This window comes from Candidatus Pelagibacter communis (assembly GCF_001179965.1).
Lineage (GTDB): Bacteria > Pseudomonadota > Alphaproteobacteria > Pelagibacterales > Pelagibacteraceae > Pelagibacter.
In genome coordinates this window covers 13405-29071 of sequence record NZ_CVSH01000060.1, presented here as the reverse complement: position 1 = coordinate 29071, position 15667 = coordinate 13405, and the positions used below count along the sequence as shown (strand labels likewise).

Here is a 15667-nt window from a genome sequence, read left to right as displayed (position 1 = left end):
ATTTTTTTTAAATAATTATATATTATGTATTGTATTCAAAAACTTATCAATTTTTTTAAAATCCTTATTATCTTTAGTTTCGAGACTTCCTGATAAATCAATTATTTCTGCAAATTTTTTTAAATTATCAAAGTTGTCATCGTATTTTATATCTCCAGCTATCATTTTTTCAATATTATTTGGCAAGTCCTCTAAAAAAGAGTGCTGAAAACTTATTGATTTTTCATAACCTTTTCCATCAAATAAAAAAATATCAGAAATATTTAAGTAATCTTTGTACTTACTGACGTCGTTTTTTTCTTTTATTGTCAATGCGGTGATGATTTTTCTTTTATAAGTATTTTTAATAACTTTTGTTCTTTCTGCTGGAACATCGTAAAGTTGATAAAAATCAAAGTTAAAATTTTTAATTTCCTCAAGGGTTTTTTCTGAAGGATTAACTAAAACTGCCACAAATTTAGAATTTTTTTTATTTATATTTGTTAAATATTTGAGCTTTTCTATTTCAACAAATCTTTTTGATTTTGGAAAATTGCATATGAAGCCTATGAACTCAGGTGGGTAGCTGTGATCTATTAAAAATCGTAATGTATTTTCATCTTTAATACCACAAATTTTTGCTTTCATTTTAATCTAACCACTTATTAAAAATATCAGGATTATTTTTTAAATAATCAGGAATTTCTTGTTGCCCAATTTTAATAAGAGATGGTCCATTTCCAAATTTATTTTGTCTTTGATCTACTTCCAGATTATAAATTGCTCTTCTATTTTTAATTATATTTTCAATTTGCTCTACACTAAGTGGATTTTGATCAAATTCTTGATGATGCAAATATGATCTTAATTTGTGCTCAATTTCTTTTGCAGTTTTAATATTTGTATAGTGCCAACCACCATTATCAACAATAATTAGATTTCTGTACTTTGTATCTGAAAAAAAAGTATCTATTCTGTAAAAACCAAATTTTTTATCTTTAATGTTTCTTAACCATTGAGGACTTTTTAAATTCTTCATCCTACAGGCTTTTGAACCTGTCCATTTATAATTAGGTAGTTTCAGATTAAACCTATAGTAAAACATCTCATGCCTAAATATTATTATTTCGTTTTTAATTGTATTAAAATTTATTTCCGTAAGATTTGGTATTTCATCCAAGTCTGAAATTATAATTATATCTTCATTGGCTGCATCTTTTAAACCTTGAGTAATGAAATTTCTTTGTCCATTTTCTCTTTTGCCTGCATTAAATATGTACTTACTGGTAATATCTGATTGAGTATCACTTTTTTCAAATTTAAAAAGATCTGATGGCTCTTGATCGAAGACTAAATATATTATTTTTTTTTCAAACTTTTTGTAATTTTGAATATTAAAATTAAGTTTTTTAGTCTCCCCTTTATGGTTATATTTACTCTCTACAATTACAAAATAATCAACATATTTATCAAGCAAATTAAGTCTTAGATCTAAAACTAAATCTTCATCAAAATACATGAAACAGTCGTATACTTTCATAAATTTATTTAATTCAACTTAATACTATATTAAAAGAATTAAATGGGAAAAAAATTAATAATTAGCTTTGATGAGTATCTTGATACTGTAGAAAAACTCGCAATAGATGTGAGTAAAAGTTTTAAACCAACAGTTCTAGTTGGTATTATGAGAGGTGGAGCACAAATAATAGATATTTTATCAAGAATTTTTAAATTACCGACTGCTTACATAGTTATTCAATCCTATTCAGGAAAAGGCACAGAAGATAGACAAGGTGAATTAATTTTTGCACGTGAGATAAGCTCAATAGCTAGCGAAAAAGATTTTGAAAAGGTTTTACTAGTAGATGATCTTTCAGATACTGGTTTAACTTTAAATAAAAGTATTGATTGGTTAAAAAAATACGAGCCAGTTAAAAATTATATTAAAGATATTAAAACAGCCTGTTTATGGAAGAAAAAATCCTCGAAATTTAATCCAGATTATTGCCCAGTGATGCTTAATAGCGATCCTTGGATTGTACAACCCACAGAGCATTATGAAGAGCTATCTATCGATAAAATAATTTCTAAACAAAAAAAGGGCTAGATCTCTCTAGCCCTTTTTAGAAAATTTTAAGCAACTGCAAAACTTATTACACTTAAAATTGCAATCACCCATATTGCAGGAGAAGTTGAACTAAATTTACCTGTCAAAATTTTTATAAGAGCATAAGCTATAAATGCTAAAGCTATTCCATTACTAATACTGTAAGTTAATGGCATAGCAATCATAGCTACTATAGCAGGAGCTGACTCTGCTATGTCATCCCACTCAATATCAGTTATGTTTCTTACAAATAATACTGCAACATATAGAAGTGCTGCACCATCAATTTCTTTTGGTAGACTTGTAGCTAAAGGTGCAAAAAACAAACACATTAAAAAAAGAATTCCAATAACCAAAGATGTCATACCAGTTCTACCACCTGCTTTTACTCCAGCACCAGACTCAACATAACTTGTAACGGTTGTAGTTCCCATTAACGCTCCAGCAACTGTTCCAACACTGTCCGACAACATTGCTTTGTTAATGTCTTTAACCCTTCCTTTGCTATCTACTTTACCAGCTACATTTGCAACAGATGTTAGAGTACCTGCAGTGTCAAAAAAATCTATAAACAATAAAGTAAATACCACAGTAGACATACTTGCAGTAAGTGCAGCTTTAATATCAAAATCAAATAAATATGTCATTGGAGGTATTGAACCAACTACTCCATTAAATTTTGCAAGACCTGTGACCCACGCAATTATACTAAAGGCAATTATACCAATAATAATATTTCCTTTTACTTTAAGTTTTTCCAAAACAACAATTGCTACGAATGTTAAACAACCTAACAAAACTAGTGGATTTTTAATATCTCCTAAGGTGACTAAAGTAACGGGATGATCTCCAACAACGCCCATGATTTCTAATCCAATTATCGCTAAAAATAATCCAATACCAGCTCCAATTCCAAGTTTAAGACTTCTTGGTATTGAGTTAATTAACCATGCTCTAATCGGTGTTAATGAAATAATTAAAAATAATATACCCGCAACAAGAACAGCTCCTAACGCTGCTTGAGGGGTATAACCCATTCCAGCGACAACACCAAATGCAACAAAAGCATTAATTCCCATCCCTGGCGCTAAACCAATTGGCCAAGTTTTTCCGTAGAAAGCCATTATAAAACAAGCCAAAGCAGTTGCTAAAATTGTAGCTGTAAAAACTGCACCAAAATCAAAAAATCCTGCGTCAGGTCCAGCAAACTCACCACTTAATATAAATGGATTTAAAAACATGATGTATGCCATTGTTAAAAAAGTCGTTACACCGGCAATTACTTCAGTTTTAAAATCAGTTTTATGTTTTTTATATTCAAAATATTTATCAAGCATAATTCCTCCTAAATGTTAAAATTATTCGATTCTCTGAAATTTATCTCTTTAAAACTTTTGGTTGTTAACATTTTTCAACTCAAGAGTTAGTTTCTTGTTAAGAAAATCATGATAAATTAAAAATTATGAAAAAAATTGCTCTGATTGTAATATTTTTAATAATTTCAAACTGTAGCACTGTAAAAAATAAAACGGATGAGATTGTTGAGAAAGAAAACGAAAAACTAAGTCAATTTATAGGAAAATCATCAAAGGAATTAAAAATAGAAATGGGAATACCGGATTCGGAAGAATTGAGTGACACAGGAAAAAAAATCTTTGTATATAAAACTAAAAAATATGGAATCCCTTGCGAGAGAAAATTTGAGATAAATAACAAAGAAATTGTAATAGGATTTATGTCTAAAGGCTGTTTTTAAAACTTGTGGGGTTACCCCCACAAGCAAGGTTAAAGATTACTTAATTTCTATTAACTTCTTTTTTTTGTACTCTGGCACAATTCTTTCACATGCAATTGTTAAAAGACCATCTTTCAGCTCAGCACCATTTACCTTAACATCATCAGCTATTGTAAATGATCTTGCAAATTGTCTTTGTGAAATGCCTTTATGAAGAATTTCACCATTTACATTCTTATCTTCTGATTTGTTAACTTGTTTTGTTCTAACTGTTAACAAATTATCCTCAAACTCAACCTCTACATCTTTTTTTGAAAAACCAGCTAAAGCAACCTCAATTGAGTACTTATCATTACCTGTTTTCCTTATGTTATATGGTGGATAATTTGACTGCATAGCCAAATTCCCATTCCCTAACATATTTTCAAATTGGTCAAACATGTCGTCAAAACCAATTGAAAAAGGTCGTAGAGAATTAAATATAGATAGATCCTTACTTGTCATTTTTCCTCCTTTGTTAGCAAGGTTAGCGTAAACCCCATTAGGCGATTTACATTATTTATATGGGAATAAATTTTAATAATTCAAGCTACAAAAATTATATTTTTTTTGTCATTTTAAGAATGAAACTATAATCAAAAGCTATTTCTTCGATTGCACCATCTCTTCCAGATTTTCCACCGTGACCAGCATTCATTTCTGTCTTGAGCAATAAAATGTTATTGTCAGTTTTATATTCTCTTAATTTTGCAGTGAATTTTGCAGGTTCATCAAAAAGAACTCTATTGTCGCTTAAGCTTGTTGTAATTAAAATGTTTGGATAATCCATTTTTTTTATATTGTTATATGGAGCATAAGAATAAATATAATTAAAATGCTCTTCATTATCTTTTGCATTACCAAATTCATCAAACTCGCCAATAGTTAAAGGTAAGGAATGGTCTAAATTAGTCGTCAAGCTATCCACAAATGGGACAGCCATAACAACTGCGCAGAATAATTCAGGAGATTCATTTACTGCTACTCCCATTAATAACCCTCCTGCAGAACCACCCATTCCAACAATTTTACCTTTTGATGTATACTTTTTCTCAATCAAAAATTTTGCAACTGCTAGATAATCTTTAAATGTATTTTTTTTATTAAGCAGTTTTCCCTCTTTCCACCACTTCATGCCTCTCTCCAATCCACCTCTAATATGGGCTGTTACCCAAATAATATCCCTATTTATTAAACTAAGTCTTGTAGATGAAAAATTAGGCGACATGGAATTTCCATAAGATCCGTATCCATAAAGCAATACATTAGCATTTCCATCAATTTTAGTTTTTTTGTGTCTTGTAATAGTTAATGGAACTTTTCTTCCATCATGAGACAAACATTCTAGTCTTTCAACAACATAATCATTTGAATTATGTCCTGATGGGATAATCTGTTCTTTTACTAATTTTTTCTCCTTAGTTCTCAAATTATATAAATAAACTCTGGATTGTGTCTTTGGAGTTGAGTAAGAAATATGAATTAAATCAGTATTTTTATCTTTTTGAACTAAAGAAACCCCACCATCAAATACTTCCTCATCTGAAAAAATTAATTCTTCCTCTTTATTATCTTTTAAATTTTTAACGAATATTTTTCCTAATGCATTTGTTACTTCTGATCTAATTTCCCAATTTTTTAGAAAGGTTAAACCACCAATTAATGTTTCATCTTTTGCAGGCACATAGGTGTCCCATTTTTTAAAATTTATGTCTTTAGTTTTTTCAATTTTGAAGTCCTCGGCATCTTTATTTGTATGCATATAAAAACTATCGTTCCAAGAGTTAACACTGTAAATAATACCTTTCTCCCTTCTTTGAATTAACTTAGGCTTTGGTTTTTCCTCATTCACAGAAAAATAGTATTGTTCTGATGTGTTATGATCTGAAGTTGATATAAAGTAATATTTTTCATCTGAACTTAATCCTATACTTACAGTAAATGCTTCAGTTTTTTCCTCAAATATTAAAACATCTTCGTTGACGGATGTACCTAATTTGTGTCTAAAAATTTTTCTTGGTCGATGATTTTCATCTAGTTTCGAATAGAAAATATATCTATCATCCAGACTAAATAAAATTGAACCAGAAGTATCTTTTATTTCTTCAGTAACAAATTTTTCGGTTTTTATATTTCGAACAAAAATTGTATAATACTCGGATCCTTTTAAATCCAAGGAGTATCCTAAAAACTCATCATTCCAACTAACCTCAAGATCACCCACACCAAAATATTCGGTTTTTAATTTATTTTTCTCTTTATCTCCATTCCAAATCTCTTCCTCTTCATCAGTTCCAATTTTTTTTCTAAGCTTTATAGAATAATTTCCTTTTTCAGTTGTTTTGGTCCAATAGAAATATTTTAGATCTTTAAACGGTAACGACTCGTCATCTAGTTTAATTCTACCTTTTATCTCGTCAAAAAGTTTTTTTTGAATTTCCTTCGTATCTTTAAGATGAAATTCCGTATAGGCATTCTCTTTTTCTAAATAATCCCTAACCTCTGGTATTAATTTTGATCCATCTTTTAAAACTTCAAGAATATTCTTTTGATGTATCCAGCTATAATTATCCTCCCATTCAATACCGTGACAAGATTTTTTCTCAGGTTTTTTTGCTAATTGTGGTATTTTCATGAGAGCTTATTATATGAATATTTTTTTTTTGACACTATTAATTTTTGTCCTAATTTACCTAGTTCTTAACTGGTTTATAAAAACGTCTAGTGCCAAAATTTCAAAGAGCATAAGAACTTTTGTTATTATTTCCTCAATAGTTTTGGCCGTGATAATGGCTTATGCGGGAAGGTTCATTTTTTCATTACCTTTTTTAATGATGATATTACCTTTAGTTAAAACAAAAGCTGGTTTTACATTACTACAGGTTTTGAGGTTTTGGAGCTTATTAAGAATTCTAAAAAATTCAGGAAGATTTAACTTTAATCAGACAGGTTCAAACTTAAATAATCAAAATATGTCACGTGATGAAGCTTATAAAATTTTAAATTTAGAACCAGGTAAAAAATATTCAAAAGAGGAAATTCTGAACTCATACAAAAAAATTATGAAAAAAATTCACCCTGATGTTAGCCCTGAGTTGTCAAGGCTAGCATCGATTGTCAATGAAGCAAAAGAAATTGTAATTAAGGATATAGCTTAATTAATTAAAAACTCGAATTTTTCGTAAATTTTTTGCGCATTTATTTTATCTTTACCCAAAGTATCATGCTTAACCTCTTTAACTCCATCAGGTAGTATTGGATGCATTCTAGGACTGTAACTTCCATATATAATTGGAGTATCAGCCATTAGAACAATTGTTGGTATACCTAATGCAGCTGATAAGTGACTAAAGCTTGAGTCATTACAAATCGAAATGTTACAATTTTTTATATAAGGCAATGTTTCTTTTAATCTTAGATTATCCAGTCTTATACACTTTTGTTTGAATTTAGAATTTAAAATCTCATCTAATATAATTTGCTCTTCATGTAATTTGCCAGTAGCTAAAAAAAAACGACACTTATAATTTTCATCGCAATAATCCATAAATTTTAAAAAAGTCTTTGCTGGGATACGCTTTGTGGAACCAGATCCCCCAATGCCAAGTAGAATGTTTTTTTCATTACTAGAAATATTATTAATAATTTTTATGCTATTTATTTTTTTCTCATCGACTAGAATTTGAGGATCACTCTTAACCTTAATACCCATTTTACTTTCAAGTAATTTTTGAGCTGCGAGTGTAATATTTTGATTTTTTTTAAAGAATAATGGATATTGATATACATCTTTAATGTAACATAGTTTTGCTATTAAATTAAATCTTAGAGAAGAATTAAAAATGAAAATTTTATCAAATTTATATTGTTTAAGTTTTTTAATTAATCTAAAAGTCCCAAATACTCCTTCATGAATACCATCATTACTTTGATTATCTCTATCTAATACTATTATTTCTTTAATGTATTTATTATCCTCTACTATATCCAAAGCTTTAGAATTTTCTTTTACAAGAAGATAAACTTGGGTTTCGAATTTTTTTGCTAAAGCCTCAATAAACGGTAAAAAAATAATTAAATCGCCAATACCTTTTTTATTTTGAACAATTAAAATTTTCATTTTCTAATATGTTTACTAATTTTTTCTTTTTATATAAGCTTAATTTATGAGTAAAATTAATGGCATTTATGCGGCTTCAGTATCTATTTTAGATGAAAATCTCAAATTAGATATACACAAAACAATTCGACACGCAGAAAATTTAATAAAGAGTGGATGTCACGGGGTTGTAATATTTGGTAGCACTGGGCAGTCTCAACTAATTTCATTAGAGGAAAAATTTGAGTTAATTCAAAATATTTCAAAAAGTATATTTAAAGATAAATTTATAATTGGGACTGGACTTAATTCCTTACAAGACACTATATCCCTAATTAAAATAAGCAACTCATATAATTTTAACAATTTTTTGATAATGCCACCAGCCTATTATATGTATGAAGATAAAGATGTAATTAGATTTTATATAAAATTAATTGAAAAGTTATCTAATTGTAAAATAATTTTATACAACTTTGAAAAACTTTCTGGTTATAAATTTAGTAAAGAAAGTGTAGAAAAATTAGCAAGTCTTTTTCCTGAAAATATAATTGGTGTAAAAGATAGTTCATATAATTTATTTGAGCATTTAAAATTAAAAAACTTCTCTATTTTACCTGGATCTGAATTAAAACTTCTTAAAGGATTAGAAATAGGTTGTTCTGGCATTATAACAGCTACATGTAACGTTACAGCTAGTTTATCGAGGAAAGTTTATGATGATTTTATAAATAAAAAAAATCAAACACATAATAATAAATTATGCAATGTAAGAATAGCTTTTGATAGATACAACCTAATCTCTGGATTACATACTTATTTATCTAAAAAAGATAAATCTTTTCAAAATTTATTACCACCGCTTAGTTTACTTAAAGAAAATGATAAAAAAAAACTACTTGAAGAATTAAAAAAATTAGATTTTAATTAGTTTTTTGGAAGTAGCCGATGAAACTTATTAACTTTTTAAATAAGCTTATTAAAAAAGATGGTTTTATGCTAATAGATGCTGACAAAAATCAGTACATTATTGGCAAACCAGAAAAAAAAGACCCAATAAAATTAAAAATCTTGGATAAAAATTTGCATCATAAGCTTCTATTGCATCCAGATTTATATTTTGGAGAGGCTTATACAAACGGATCAGTATTAATAGAAAATGGAAGTCTAACTGAATTTTTAGAAATTATTCTAAAAAATGTTGGTAGAGGTGAAATAAATTTTTACAGCAGAGCGTTAAATCAAATAAAAGGATTATATAGATCTTTAACAAACTTTAATTTAATTAAAAAATCAAAACAAAATGTTGCTCATCATTATGATATATCTGAAAAATTGTATGATCTCTTTTTAGATAAGAACAGACAATACTCATGTGCATACTTTAAAAATGAAAATGAAACTTTAGAACAAGCTCAAGAGAATAAAATGAATCATATAATAAAAAAACTTAATTTGAAACCAAATCAAAGAGTTTTAGATATAGGAAGTGGATGGGGAACACTAGCTATTGAAATAGCAAAAAAATCTAAATGTGAGGTTGTTGGGATTACTCTCTCAGAAAATCAACTTAAATATAGCAAGCAAAAAGCAAAAGAATTGAATTTAGAAAATCAGGTAGATTTTCGTCTAATTGATTATAGACAACTAAACGAAAAGTTTGATCGGATTGTAAGTGTAGGTATGTTTGAACATGTAGGTAGAAAATTTTATCAAACGTATTTTAATATTGTTTCAAAGCTACTAAATGATAACGGTGTTGCATTAATACATACAATTGGTTCAAGTATGCCACCCAGAAACCCTCATCCATGGATAACCAAGTATATTTTTCCTGGAGGATATACTCCTAGTTTAAGTGAAGTTTCTCTTCCCATAGAAAAGTCAGGTTTGATTATTACAGATCTCGAAGTTTTAAGAATGCATTATGCGTATACTTTAAAAAATTGGAAAGAAAGGTTCCTAAGCAAAAAAAACGAGGTTTTAGAAATGTTTGATGAACGTTTTTTAAGAATGTGGGAATTTTATCTAGCAGGTTGTGAAATGGCATTTAAATGGGGCGACCAGGTTGTATTTCAATTTCAACTTACAAAAAAAAATAACACCATTCCAAATATAAGAGACTATATTTATCAGTTATAAATTGATAAGTTTTAAGCTCTGATAATGAAAAAAAAGCGTAAAAAGAAAGTCAATAAAACAAAAAAAAAAAATATTAAAAAATTAGGAAAAAATAAGAAAAAATTTTCAGTAAAAAGAAAAATTAAGAAGTTCAAGAAAAAAAAAACATCTTTAAAAAAAAAAAATAATTTTAGTTTAAAAGGGAAAAAAAAAATACTTATAGATATAATTAATTTTCAAGAAAAAATTAAACCAAATATCAAAATCAAATTTAACCCCTTTGTATCAATTGACAGATTTTTACAAAGATTTTTTGAGAATGTGTCTAATACTATTATTGAATATAAATCACTTAAGAAAGAACAAAAAAGAATTTCAAAGATCAAGGAGCTTGAGAGGATTGAAAAAGAAAAACTAGAAAAAGAAAAAAGAATCAAAGAAGAGAAAGATCTTCAGTCTAAACTAAAAGAACAAATTTTAAAAGATGAGGTAAAATTAGAGAAAGAAAGGGCAAAAGATATAAAACTTTTCCTTAGAAAAGAGCAGGCAATTATTCGTCAAGAGCAAGCAGAAAAACAGAGAAAATTTTTAGAACAAATTAAAATAGAGAAGCAAATCGAAAAGTTTAGAATTAGAGAAATTAAAGAGTTGGAGCAGTTAGAAAAGATCTCTCTAAAAGAGAAACGCGAAGATTATGCGAGTCTTCAAGAAAGAATAGATAATTTAAAACAAAAATATCAGATTATTAGAGACCAAAAAATCAGAGAAAGAGTAGAGGCTCTTGGTATAAAAACTTTAGGAGATGAGGATAGAGAAACTCTATTACAAAAAGAAAGAGATTATACTTTAGCCAGACAAAAAATAGAGTTTGCACTTGAGAGTTTTTATAGAAGTTCAAGTAGTCTTGTATTTCAATTAAATAAAAGACATATAACACGACATATGTCAATTCTAAGATGCATAGATAGAAGATTTGAAACTGGAGAAATTTTTATTAAATGGGACGAAAGCGAGGATGATAAATGGCTTTTGTTAATATATATTAAGAACAACTCACCAGATGAAGGTATAATTATTGAGGATAAAACAAATCCGGATAGAAATATATCTCACGAATTTAAACATACAGAGATTTTTAAAGCCTCAGATTTGATGGTAGATTCTTTAACACAATTAATATCTAAAATTAGAAAGAAAAAAATAAATGTCAATTTGTGATAACATTTCTTAAAACATACTCCCAAGTACCCATTTTATTATACCTTACTTTTAATATTAAATTTTTTTTTGGCTCAAACCATATTTCAAAGTCTAATTTTTTATTCTCATTTAAGCTTTCATCTTTAGATTTTAAAGAAAATTTATGAGCAAGGTATTCTTTTCCATAAATTTGAATTTTTTCCTTTTTTAAAAATGTTACAACCTGATCCTTAATACTTCCTGACATTGGACTTATTTGAGTTTCGCTTTCTAAAATTCTATGATTCCACCAATTACCAATAATATAGTTTCGATTAGCTTTACCAGTGTAGGAGGAACCTTTAATATTAAATACATTTTCAGTTTCATCAAATACTAAATTTACAAATTTTTTTTTATCATTTTGAAGTGTGTTTGAGCTAAATGAAAATAATTTATTATTCTTATAAACTTCTCTACCTTTGCTTATTATTGAAAAAACTTTGATACCAAGTAATTTTACTTCAAAATTTGTTTCATTAAATATTTCTATAGTGCCATTATTTTTTGAAAATTCATAATTACAGTATCCTATATTTTTCCCATCCTTAAAAATCTCCATTTCAATTTTTTTAATATTTTTATAGTGAGATACATGGCTGCTTAAAGCTTGGGGATATATAAGCAATATAAAACACAGTAAAATTTTTTTCATAAAAGTTATGGTATTTCATATAAACAAATTGTAAACACCACATTAAAAAATGTTTCTCAAAATTAAAAAAATTCCACAGGTATTTTGGAGCTCAAAGAAACCACTTAACCTAAAACCAAAAATTTCATCCCTATTTTTTCTTTGTCTAGGTCTTATAATTTTTGGCTTTGGAGAGGGCTTACTAATTGTTTCTAATTCAGGGGCATCTCCTTGGAGCGTACTTGCTCAAGGAATTTCATTAAATGTTAATTTATCAATTGGTTTAATGACTTTCATAATTAGCATAACAGTTCTAATTTTCTGGATACCTCTAAAGCAAAAACCAGGAATAGGTACAATTCTAAATGCTTTTATAATTGCAATTATGATAGACCTTTGTATTAAATTTGTACCGACACCAGAAAACTATTATTATCAAATTTTTTTAGGCATTATTGCAGTTTTAACAGTTGGTTTAGGAGGTGGAATTTATCTTGTTGCTAATCTTGGTGCGGGACCAAGAGACGGTTTAATGGTTGGTTTGCAAAAGAAAACAAATCTACCAATTGCTTCTGTAAGAGCTTTTTTAGAAATATCAGTAGTAAGTATTGGTTGGTACTTAGGTGGAACTGTAGGCCCAGGAACATTAATATTCGCGTTTGGGATAGGCCCCGCAGTTGCTCTTGGACTTTATCTTGTGAATAGAATTTTTTCGTAATAGTTTAGTAGAAGAAATATGTTTATAGAGAAAATATTTGATTTTATAAGTTACTATCACCATCACAAAATTTCATCATATGCAAAAAATTTAGGTTGCAAAACCCTTATAGATGTTGGCTGCCATAAAGGAGATTTTTTAAATAGTTTTTTAAAAACAAAAAAATTTACCAAGTTTTATTGTTTTGAACCACAAAAAAAAATTTTTAAATATTTAAAAGAAAAATTTAAAAATAATAAAAATATAATAATGAATAACTGCTCATTGGGAAATAGTAATAGTAAAAAAAAAATTTATTTATCAAATCTTACATCTCTTTCTACAATGTCTAAAATCAATGATAAGTCATTATGGTTCAAAATTAAAAAATTTATTGTTGGTGATAGAAATAAAACTAATTTATATCAATCAGTAAACCAAAAAAAAATTGATACAGTTTTTAAAAATATTTCACTTAAAGAAAGCTTTCTTAAGGTTGATGTTGAAGGATACGAGCTTAATGTACTTTTGGGAGCAAAAAATAAGATTAAAGAAATTCCTTTCCTACTTATTGAGAAACATACGTTTAGCCAATATCACAATAATTTTAGTTTAGTAGACAATTTTTTAAAAAAGAATGACTTTGAGGCAGTAAAGAGTTTTTACTATCCTACGTTACATTATAAAGATGTACTTTATAGAAATAAAAAAAAAGGGCAGTAAAAACTGCCCTTTTTGAATTTTGTTTGAAATAAATGGGGGATTACATTCGCCTACATTCTCATTTCTAGTACGCCAATACTCATTTATTTAAGAACTTCATTGAAAACTTCATTGAGAAAACCCTCTAATTTAAAAGTAAGTTAAAAGATACAACTTTCAAGTAATCTTGAATTTTAAAAAAAAATTAATATCTAAAACTCAATGTTCAGTTTTATTTGGCAATTATTAAGTGGAATAATATTATTTATTATTCTAGGTTTTGGGTTGTTTTATATTGCTAAATTATTTTTTGGTTTTTAAAAATGTGATTAATAGTAAAATGAGTTGGTTGTATAAGTTTTTGTTGGATATAATTGAAAAGGAAAAAAAAGGTGAATTTTGTACAAAATGGAATTGCGGAACTTGTGGTGCAATTGCATTTAGAGCAACTCTAATTTCTAAATTAAAAATTTATAGGAAAATTCCCAATATTACAAAATTATCAAAAACTGATGAAGAAAAAAGGTATATTGCTCCAATTTATCGAGATTTGGAAAAAGAAATGCAAAGAAAGATTATTGACGAAATTAGTGTTGAATTGAGAAAATTAACAGATGATCAGATATCACGTTTAGAAGAATTAAAAAGAGATTTCCCGGTGCTAAGATTTTTATTTGTTGAATTTAAAAATTCCTCTGATTATTTATACTCTTTACTAGTTGGTACTCCTGCGGGAATTTATTTAAAAGATATGATTGAACATCATAAAAGTAGATCGTAGAAATAAAACTTATAAATTTTTATTTTTTAATTTTTGTAATAATGCAATGGACCATATATTTCTATTGGACCTTCCCATTCTTTCAAATAAAGTTCAAAACATAAATCTCTTAATTCTATAAGTTTTTGCAACCTTTGCTCTGTTGTTTTTCCTAAGTTCGATTGAAGAGTTAATTCAAGAGGTTTTTCAGAGTTACACATTTGTTCATTTCTTGAGTGAAGTTCATACCAAAACTCTTTTTTGGGAAAGTAAATATGCCATTTTCCTTTTGGTCCATTACACTTTTGACATGCATTAACTAGATTTCCAATATTATTAAGATTGTAATTTAATTTTTTCTTTTTATGTAAATAAAATTGTTTATTCAAATCTAATGGAATAAAGTGCTCTACCTCTAAGTCATTTAATGAATATGGTTTTCTGCAGTAAAAACAAACATCTCCTTGATAATTAGTTAATGTTGGTTTGGTGGATGTAAGGTAAATTCTTTGATTGAAACGTTCTTCAAAAAGCATTTCATTATTTTCATCAAATGATATTAGTGCGCTAGGATGTATCTTCTTTTCCCACACTCTTTGTTGAAGATCCCATCTTGAGTCGGTTCCTGCATCTAATAATTTAACTAGGTTTTTATCTTGTGCCAATTTTAAGAAACTGTCCTGAAGGATTATTCTTTTATTCACTTTCATTTCATCAATATACAAATCGTCGGTGATTTTTTTGGAACCGATAATTGGTAATGCTCTAACTACGTCCTTAAATCCTTCTTTTTCTGTTATTAACAATAACTCTTCCATATTGATTTTTCCATCAACATGGTCTTTTACACTTTTAAGCATCTTTCCATCTCTAACTTTAGTCTGACCTTGAAATGGACTTTTTTTTGTATGTTTTATTATTTTTTCAACAAAAGGTTTTGATAATTGTTCTTTTTTAATATGAGTTTTTCCCTGCTCTGCAAAAGTTAATATTGTTTGAAACCATGGAAATTTATAACACGCTACGTTCTTACCTTTATGTATTATTGTTCTAATATCGTTATCTAAAGTTTTTTTAAAATCTGAAAATGTTTTTCTATACATTAATATTAATAGTCACCTTTACCAGGGATAATATTTCTTACTCCTCCACGAGGATTTTTAACATCATTTTTATATCTTGGAATAAGATGAATATGCATATGAAATACTGTTTGACCCGCATATTCACCAGAATTTATTCCAACATTAAAACCATTGGGATTATATTTCTCTTTTAAATATTCTCTTGTTTGAAATAATAACTTATTTAGACCTATTATCTCTTCATCCGTTGAATCAAAGTAATCTGCATATTCTCTTTTAGGAATGATTAAACAATGACCCTTGTTTACAGCAAATTTGTCATAGATTACAAACCCAACTGAATTTTCAAATATTCTCTCTTTTACTTTGAGAAAAGGACTGCTCATAAAAAATTATACCATAAAAAAACCCCCGAAACATTCGCTCCGAGGGTTCTAATTTTGTTTAGTGTATGTATTTGGAGTGTT

18 protein-coding genes are annotated in these 15667 nt (G+C 27.7%); 9 read left to right on the top strand and 9 right to left on the bottom strand.

Features of this window, described 5'->3' with window-relative positions; translation table 11 throughout:
• Positions 1–15 precede the first annotated feature (15 nt).
• Both AMN73_RS04145 and AMN73_RS04140 read right to left on the bottom strand, forming a co-directional pair.
• Positions 16–627 carry a phosphoribosylanthranilate isomerase gene (locus AMN73_RS04145; protein ID WP_075535016.1) on the bottom strand — a complete coding sequence of 204 codons (612 nt, stop codon included), beginning with the start codon at positions 625–627 and terminating at the stop codon, positions 16–18.
• 1 nt (position 628) lies between these two features.
• Positions 629–1519 (bottom strand): glycosyltransferase family 17 protein, encoded by an 891-nt coding sequence (locus AMN73_RS04140; protein WP_075535015.1) that lies wholly within the window; start codon positions 1517–1519, stop codon positions 629–631.
• A gap of 42 nt (positions 1520–1561) precedes the next feature.
• Here AMN73_RS04140 and AMN73_RS04135 point away from each other — a divergent pair, with 42 nt between their 5' ends.
• Positions 1562–2089 carry a phosphoribosyltransferase gene (locus AMN73_RS04135; RefSeq protein WP_075535014.1) on the top strand — a complete coding sequence of 176 codons (528 nt, stop codon included), beginning with the start codon at positions 1562–1564 and terminating at the stop codon, positions 2087–2089.
• Positions 2090–2115: 26 nt separating this feature from the next.
• Here AMN73_RS04135 and AMN73_RS04130 read toward each other — a convergent pair whose 3' ends face one another.
• Positions 2116–3426, bottom strand: a complete 1311-nt coding sequence (locus tag AMN73_RS04130; protein WP_075535013.1) for an NCS2 family permease — start codon at positions 3424–3426, stop codon at positions 2116–2118.
• A 125-nt stretch (positions 3427–3551) separates the two neighbouring features.
• Between AMN73_RS04130 and AMN73_RS04125 the strand changes: the two genes are divergently transcribed.
• Positions 3552–3845 (top strand): hypothetical protein, encoded by a 294-nt coding sequence (locus tag AMN73_RS04125; RefSeq protein WP_075535012.1) that lies wholly within the window; start codon positions 3552–3554, stop codon positions 3843–3845.
• Between the two features lie 36 nt (positions 3846–3881).
• Here AMN73_RS04125 and AMN73_RS04120 read toward each other — a convergent pair whose 3' ends face one another.
• Positions 3882–4328 (bottom strand): Hsp20 family protein, encoded by a 447-nt coding sequence (locus AMN73_RS04120; protein ID WP_075535011.1) that lies wholly within the window; start codon positions 4326–4328, stop codon positions 3882–3884.
• Between the two features lie 94 nt (positions 4329–4422).
• On the bottom strand, positions 4423–6498 hold the full coding sequence (locus tag AMN73_RS04115) for a S9 family peptidase (RefSeq protein WP_075535010.1): 2076 nt from the start codon (positions 6496–6498) through the stop codon (positions 4423–4425).
• A gap of 13 nt (positions 6499–6511) precedes the next feature.
• On the opposite strand from AMN73_RS04115, the gene AMN73_RS04110 reads away from it, so the two are divergent.
• A complete protein-coding gene (locus AMN73_RS04110) occupies positions 6512–7021 on the top strand; it encodes a DnaJ domain-containing protein (RefSeq protein ID WP_075535049.1) in 510 nt (169 codons plus the stop codon).
• Here the strand turns inward: AMN73_RS04110 and AMN73_RS04105 are convergent.
• A complete protein-coding gene (locus AMN73_RS04105) occupies positions 7018–7983 on the bottom strand; it encodes a glycosyltransferase family 9 protein (RefSeq protein ID WP_075535009.1) in 966 nt (321 codons plus the stop codon). The genes AMN73_RS04110 and AMN73_RS04105 overlap by 4 nt on opposite strands.
• 46 nt (positions 7984–8029) lie before the next feature.
• Between AMN73_RS04105 and AMN73_RS04100 the strand changes: the two genes are divergently transcribed.
• From AMN73_RS04100 to AMN73_RS04090, 3 genes are read left to right on the top strand one after another with little or no spacing between them, the layout of a single operon-like run.
• Positions 8030–8893 carry a dihydrodipicolinate synthase family protein gene (locus tag AMN73_RS04100; RefSeq protein WP_075535008.1) on the top strand — a complete coding sequence of 288 codons (864 nt, stop codon included), beginning with the start codon at positions 8030–8032 and terminating at the stop codon, positions 8891–8893.
• A 17-nt stretch (positions 8894–8910) separates the two neighbouring features.
• On the top strand, positions 8911–10104 hold the full coding sequence (locus AMN73_RS04095) for an SAM-dependent methyltransferase (protein ID WP_075535007.1): 1194 nt from the start codon (positions 8911–8913) through the stop codon (positions 10102–10104).
• A gap of 24 nt (positions 10105–10128) precedes the next feature.
• Complete coding sequence (locus AMN73_RS04090) at positions 10129–11301, top strand: hypothetical protein (protein ID WP_075535006.1); 1173 nt, start codon at positions 10129–10131, stop codon at positions 11299–11301.
• Here AMN73_RS04090 and AMN73_RS04085 read toward each other — a convergent pair.
• Positions 11291–11977 carry a DUF6134 family protein gene (locus tag AMN73_RS04085; protein ID WP_075535005.1) on the bottom strand — a complete coding sequence of 229 codons (687 nt, stop codon included), beginning with the start codon at positions 11975–11977 and terminating at the stop codon, positions 11291–11293. The genes AMN73_RS04090 and AMN73_RS04085 overlap by 11 nt on opposite strands.
• Positions 11978–12026: 49 nt before the next feature.
• Here AMN73_RS04085 and AMN73_RS04080 point away from each other — a divergent pair, with 49 nt between their 5' ends.
• From AMN73_RS04080 to AMN73_RS04070, 3 genes are all read left to right on the top strand, one after another.
• Entirely contained in the window at positions 12027–12674 is a 648-nt protein-coding gene (locus AMN73_RS04080; protein WP_075535004.1) for a membrane protein YczE, read from the top strand.
• Between the two features lie 18 nt (positions 12675–12692).
• Positions 12693–13376 carry an FkbM family methyltransferase gene (locus AMN73_RS04075; protein ID WP_075535003.1) on the top strand — a complete coding sequence of 228 codons (684 nt, stop codon included), beginning with the start codon at positions 12693–12695 and terminating at the stop codon, positions 13374–13376.
• A gap of 319 nt (positions 13377–13695) precedes the next feature.
• Positions 13696–14136, top strand: a complete 441-nt coding sequence (locus AMN73_RS04070; protein ID WP_143323197.1) for a hypothetical protein — start codon at positions 13696–13698, stop codon at positions 14134–14136.
• A gap of 26 nt (positions 14137–14162) precedes the next feature.
• Here AMN73_RS04070 and AMN73_RS04065 read toward each other — a convergent pair whose 3' ends face one another.
• A complete protein-coding gene (locus AMN73_RS04065; RefSeq protein ID WP_075535001.1) occupies positions 14163–15218 on the bottom strand; it encodes an HNH endonuclease in 1056 nt (351 codons plus the stop codon).
• A 5-nt stretch (positions 15219–15223) separates the two neighbouring features.
• Positions 15224–15586, bottom strand: a complete 363-nt coding sequence (locus AMN73_RS04060; protein ID WP_075535000.1) for an HIT family protein — start codon at positions 15584–15586, stop codon at positions 15224–15226.
• Between the last annotated feature and the right edge of the window lie 81 nt (positions 15587–15667).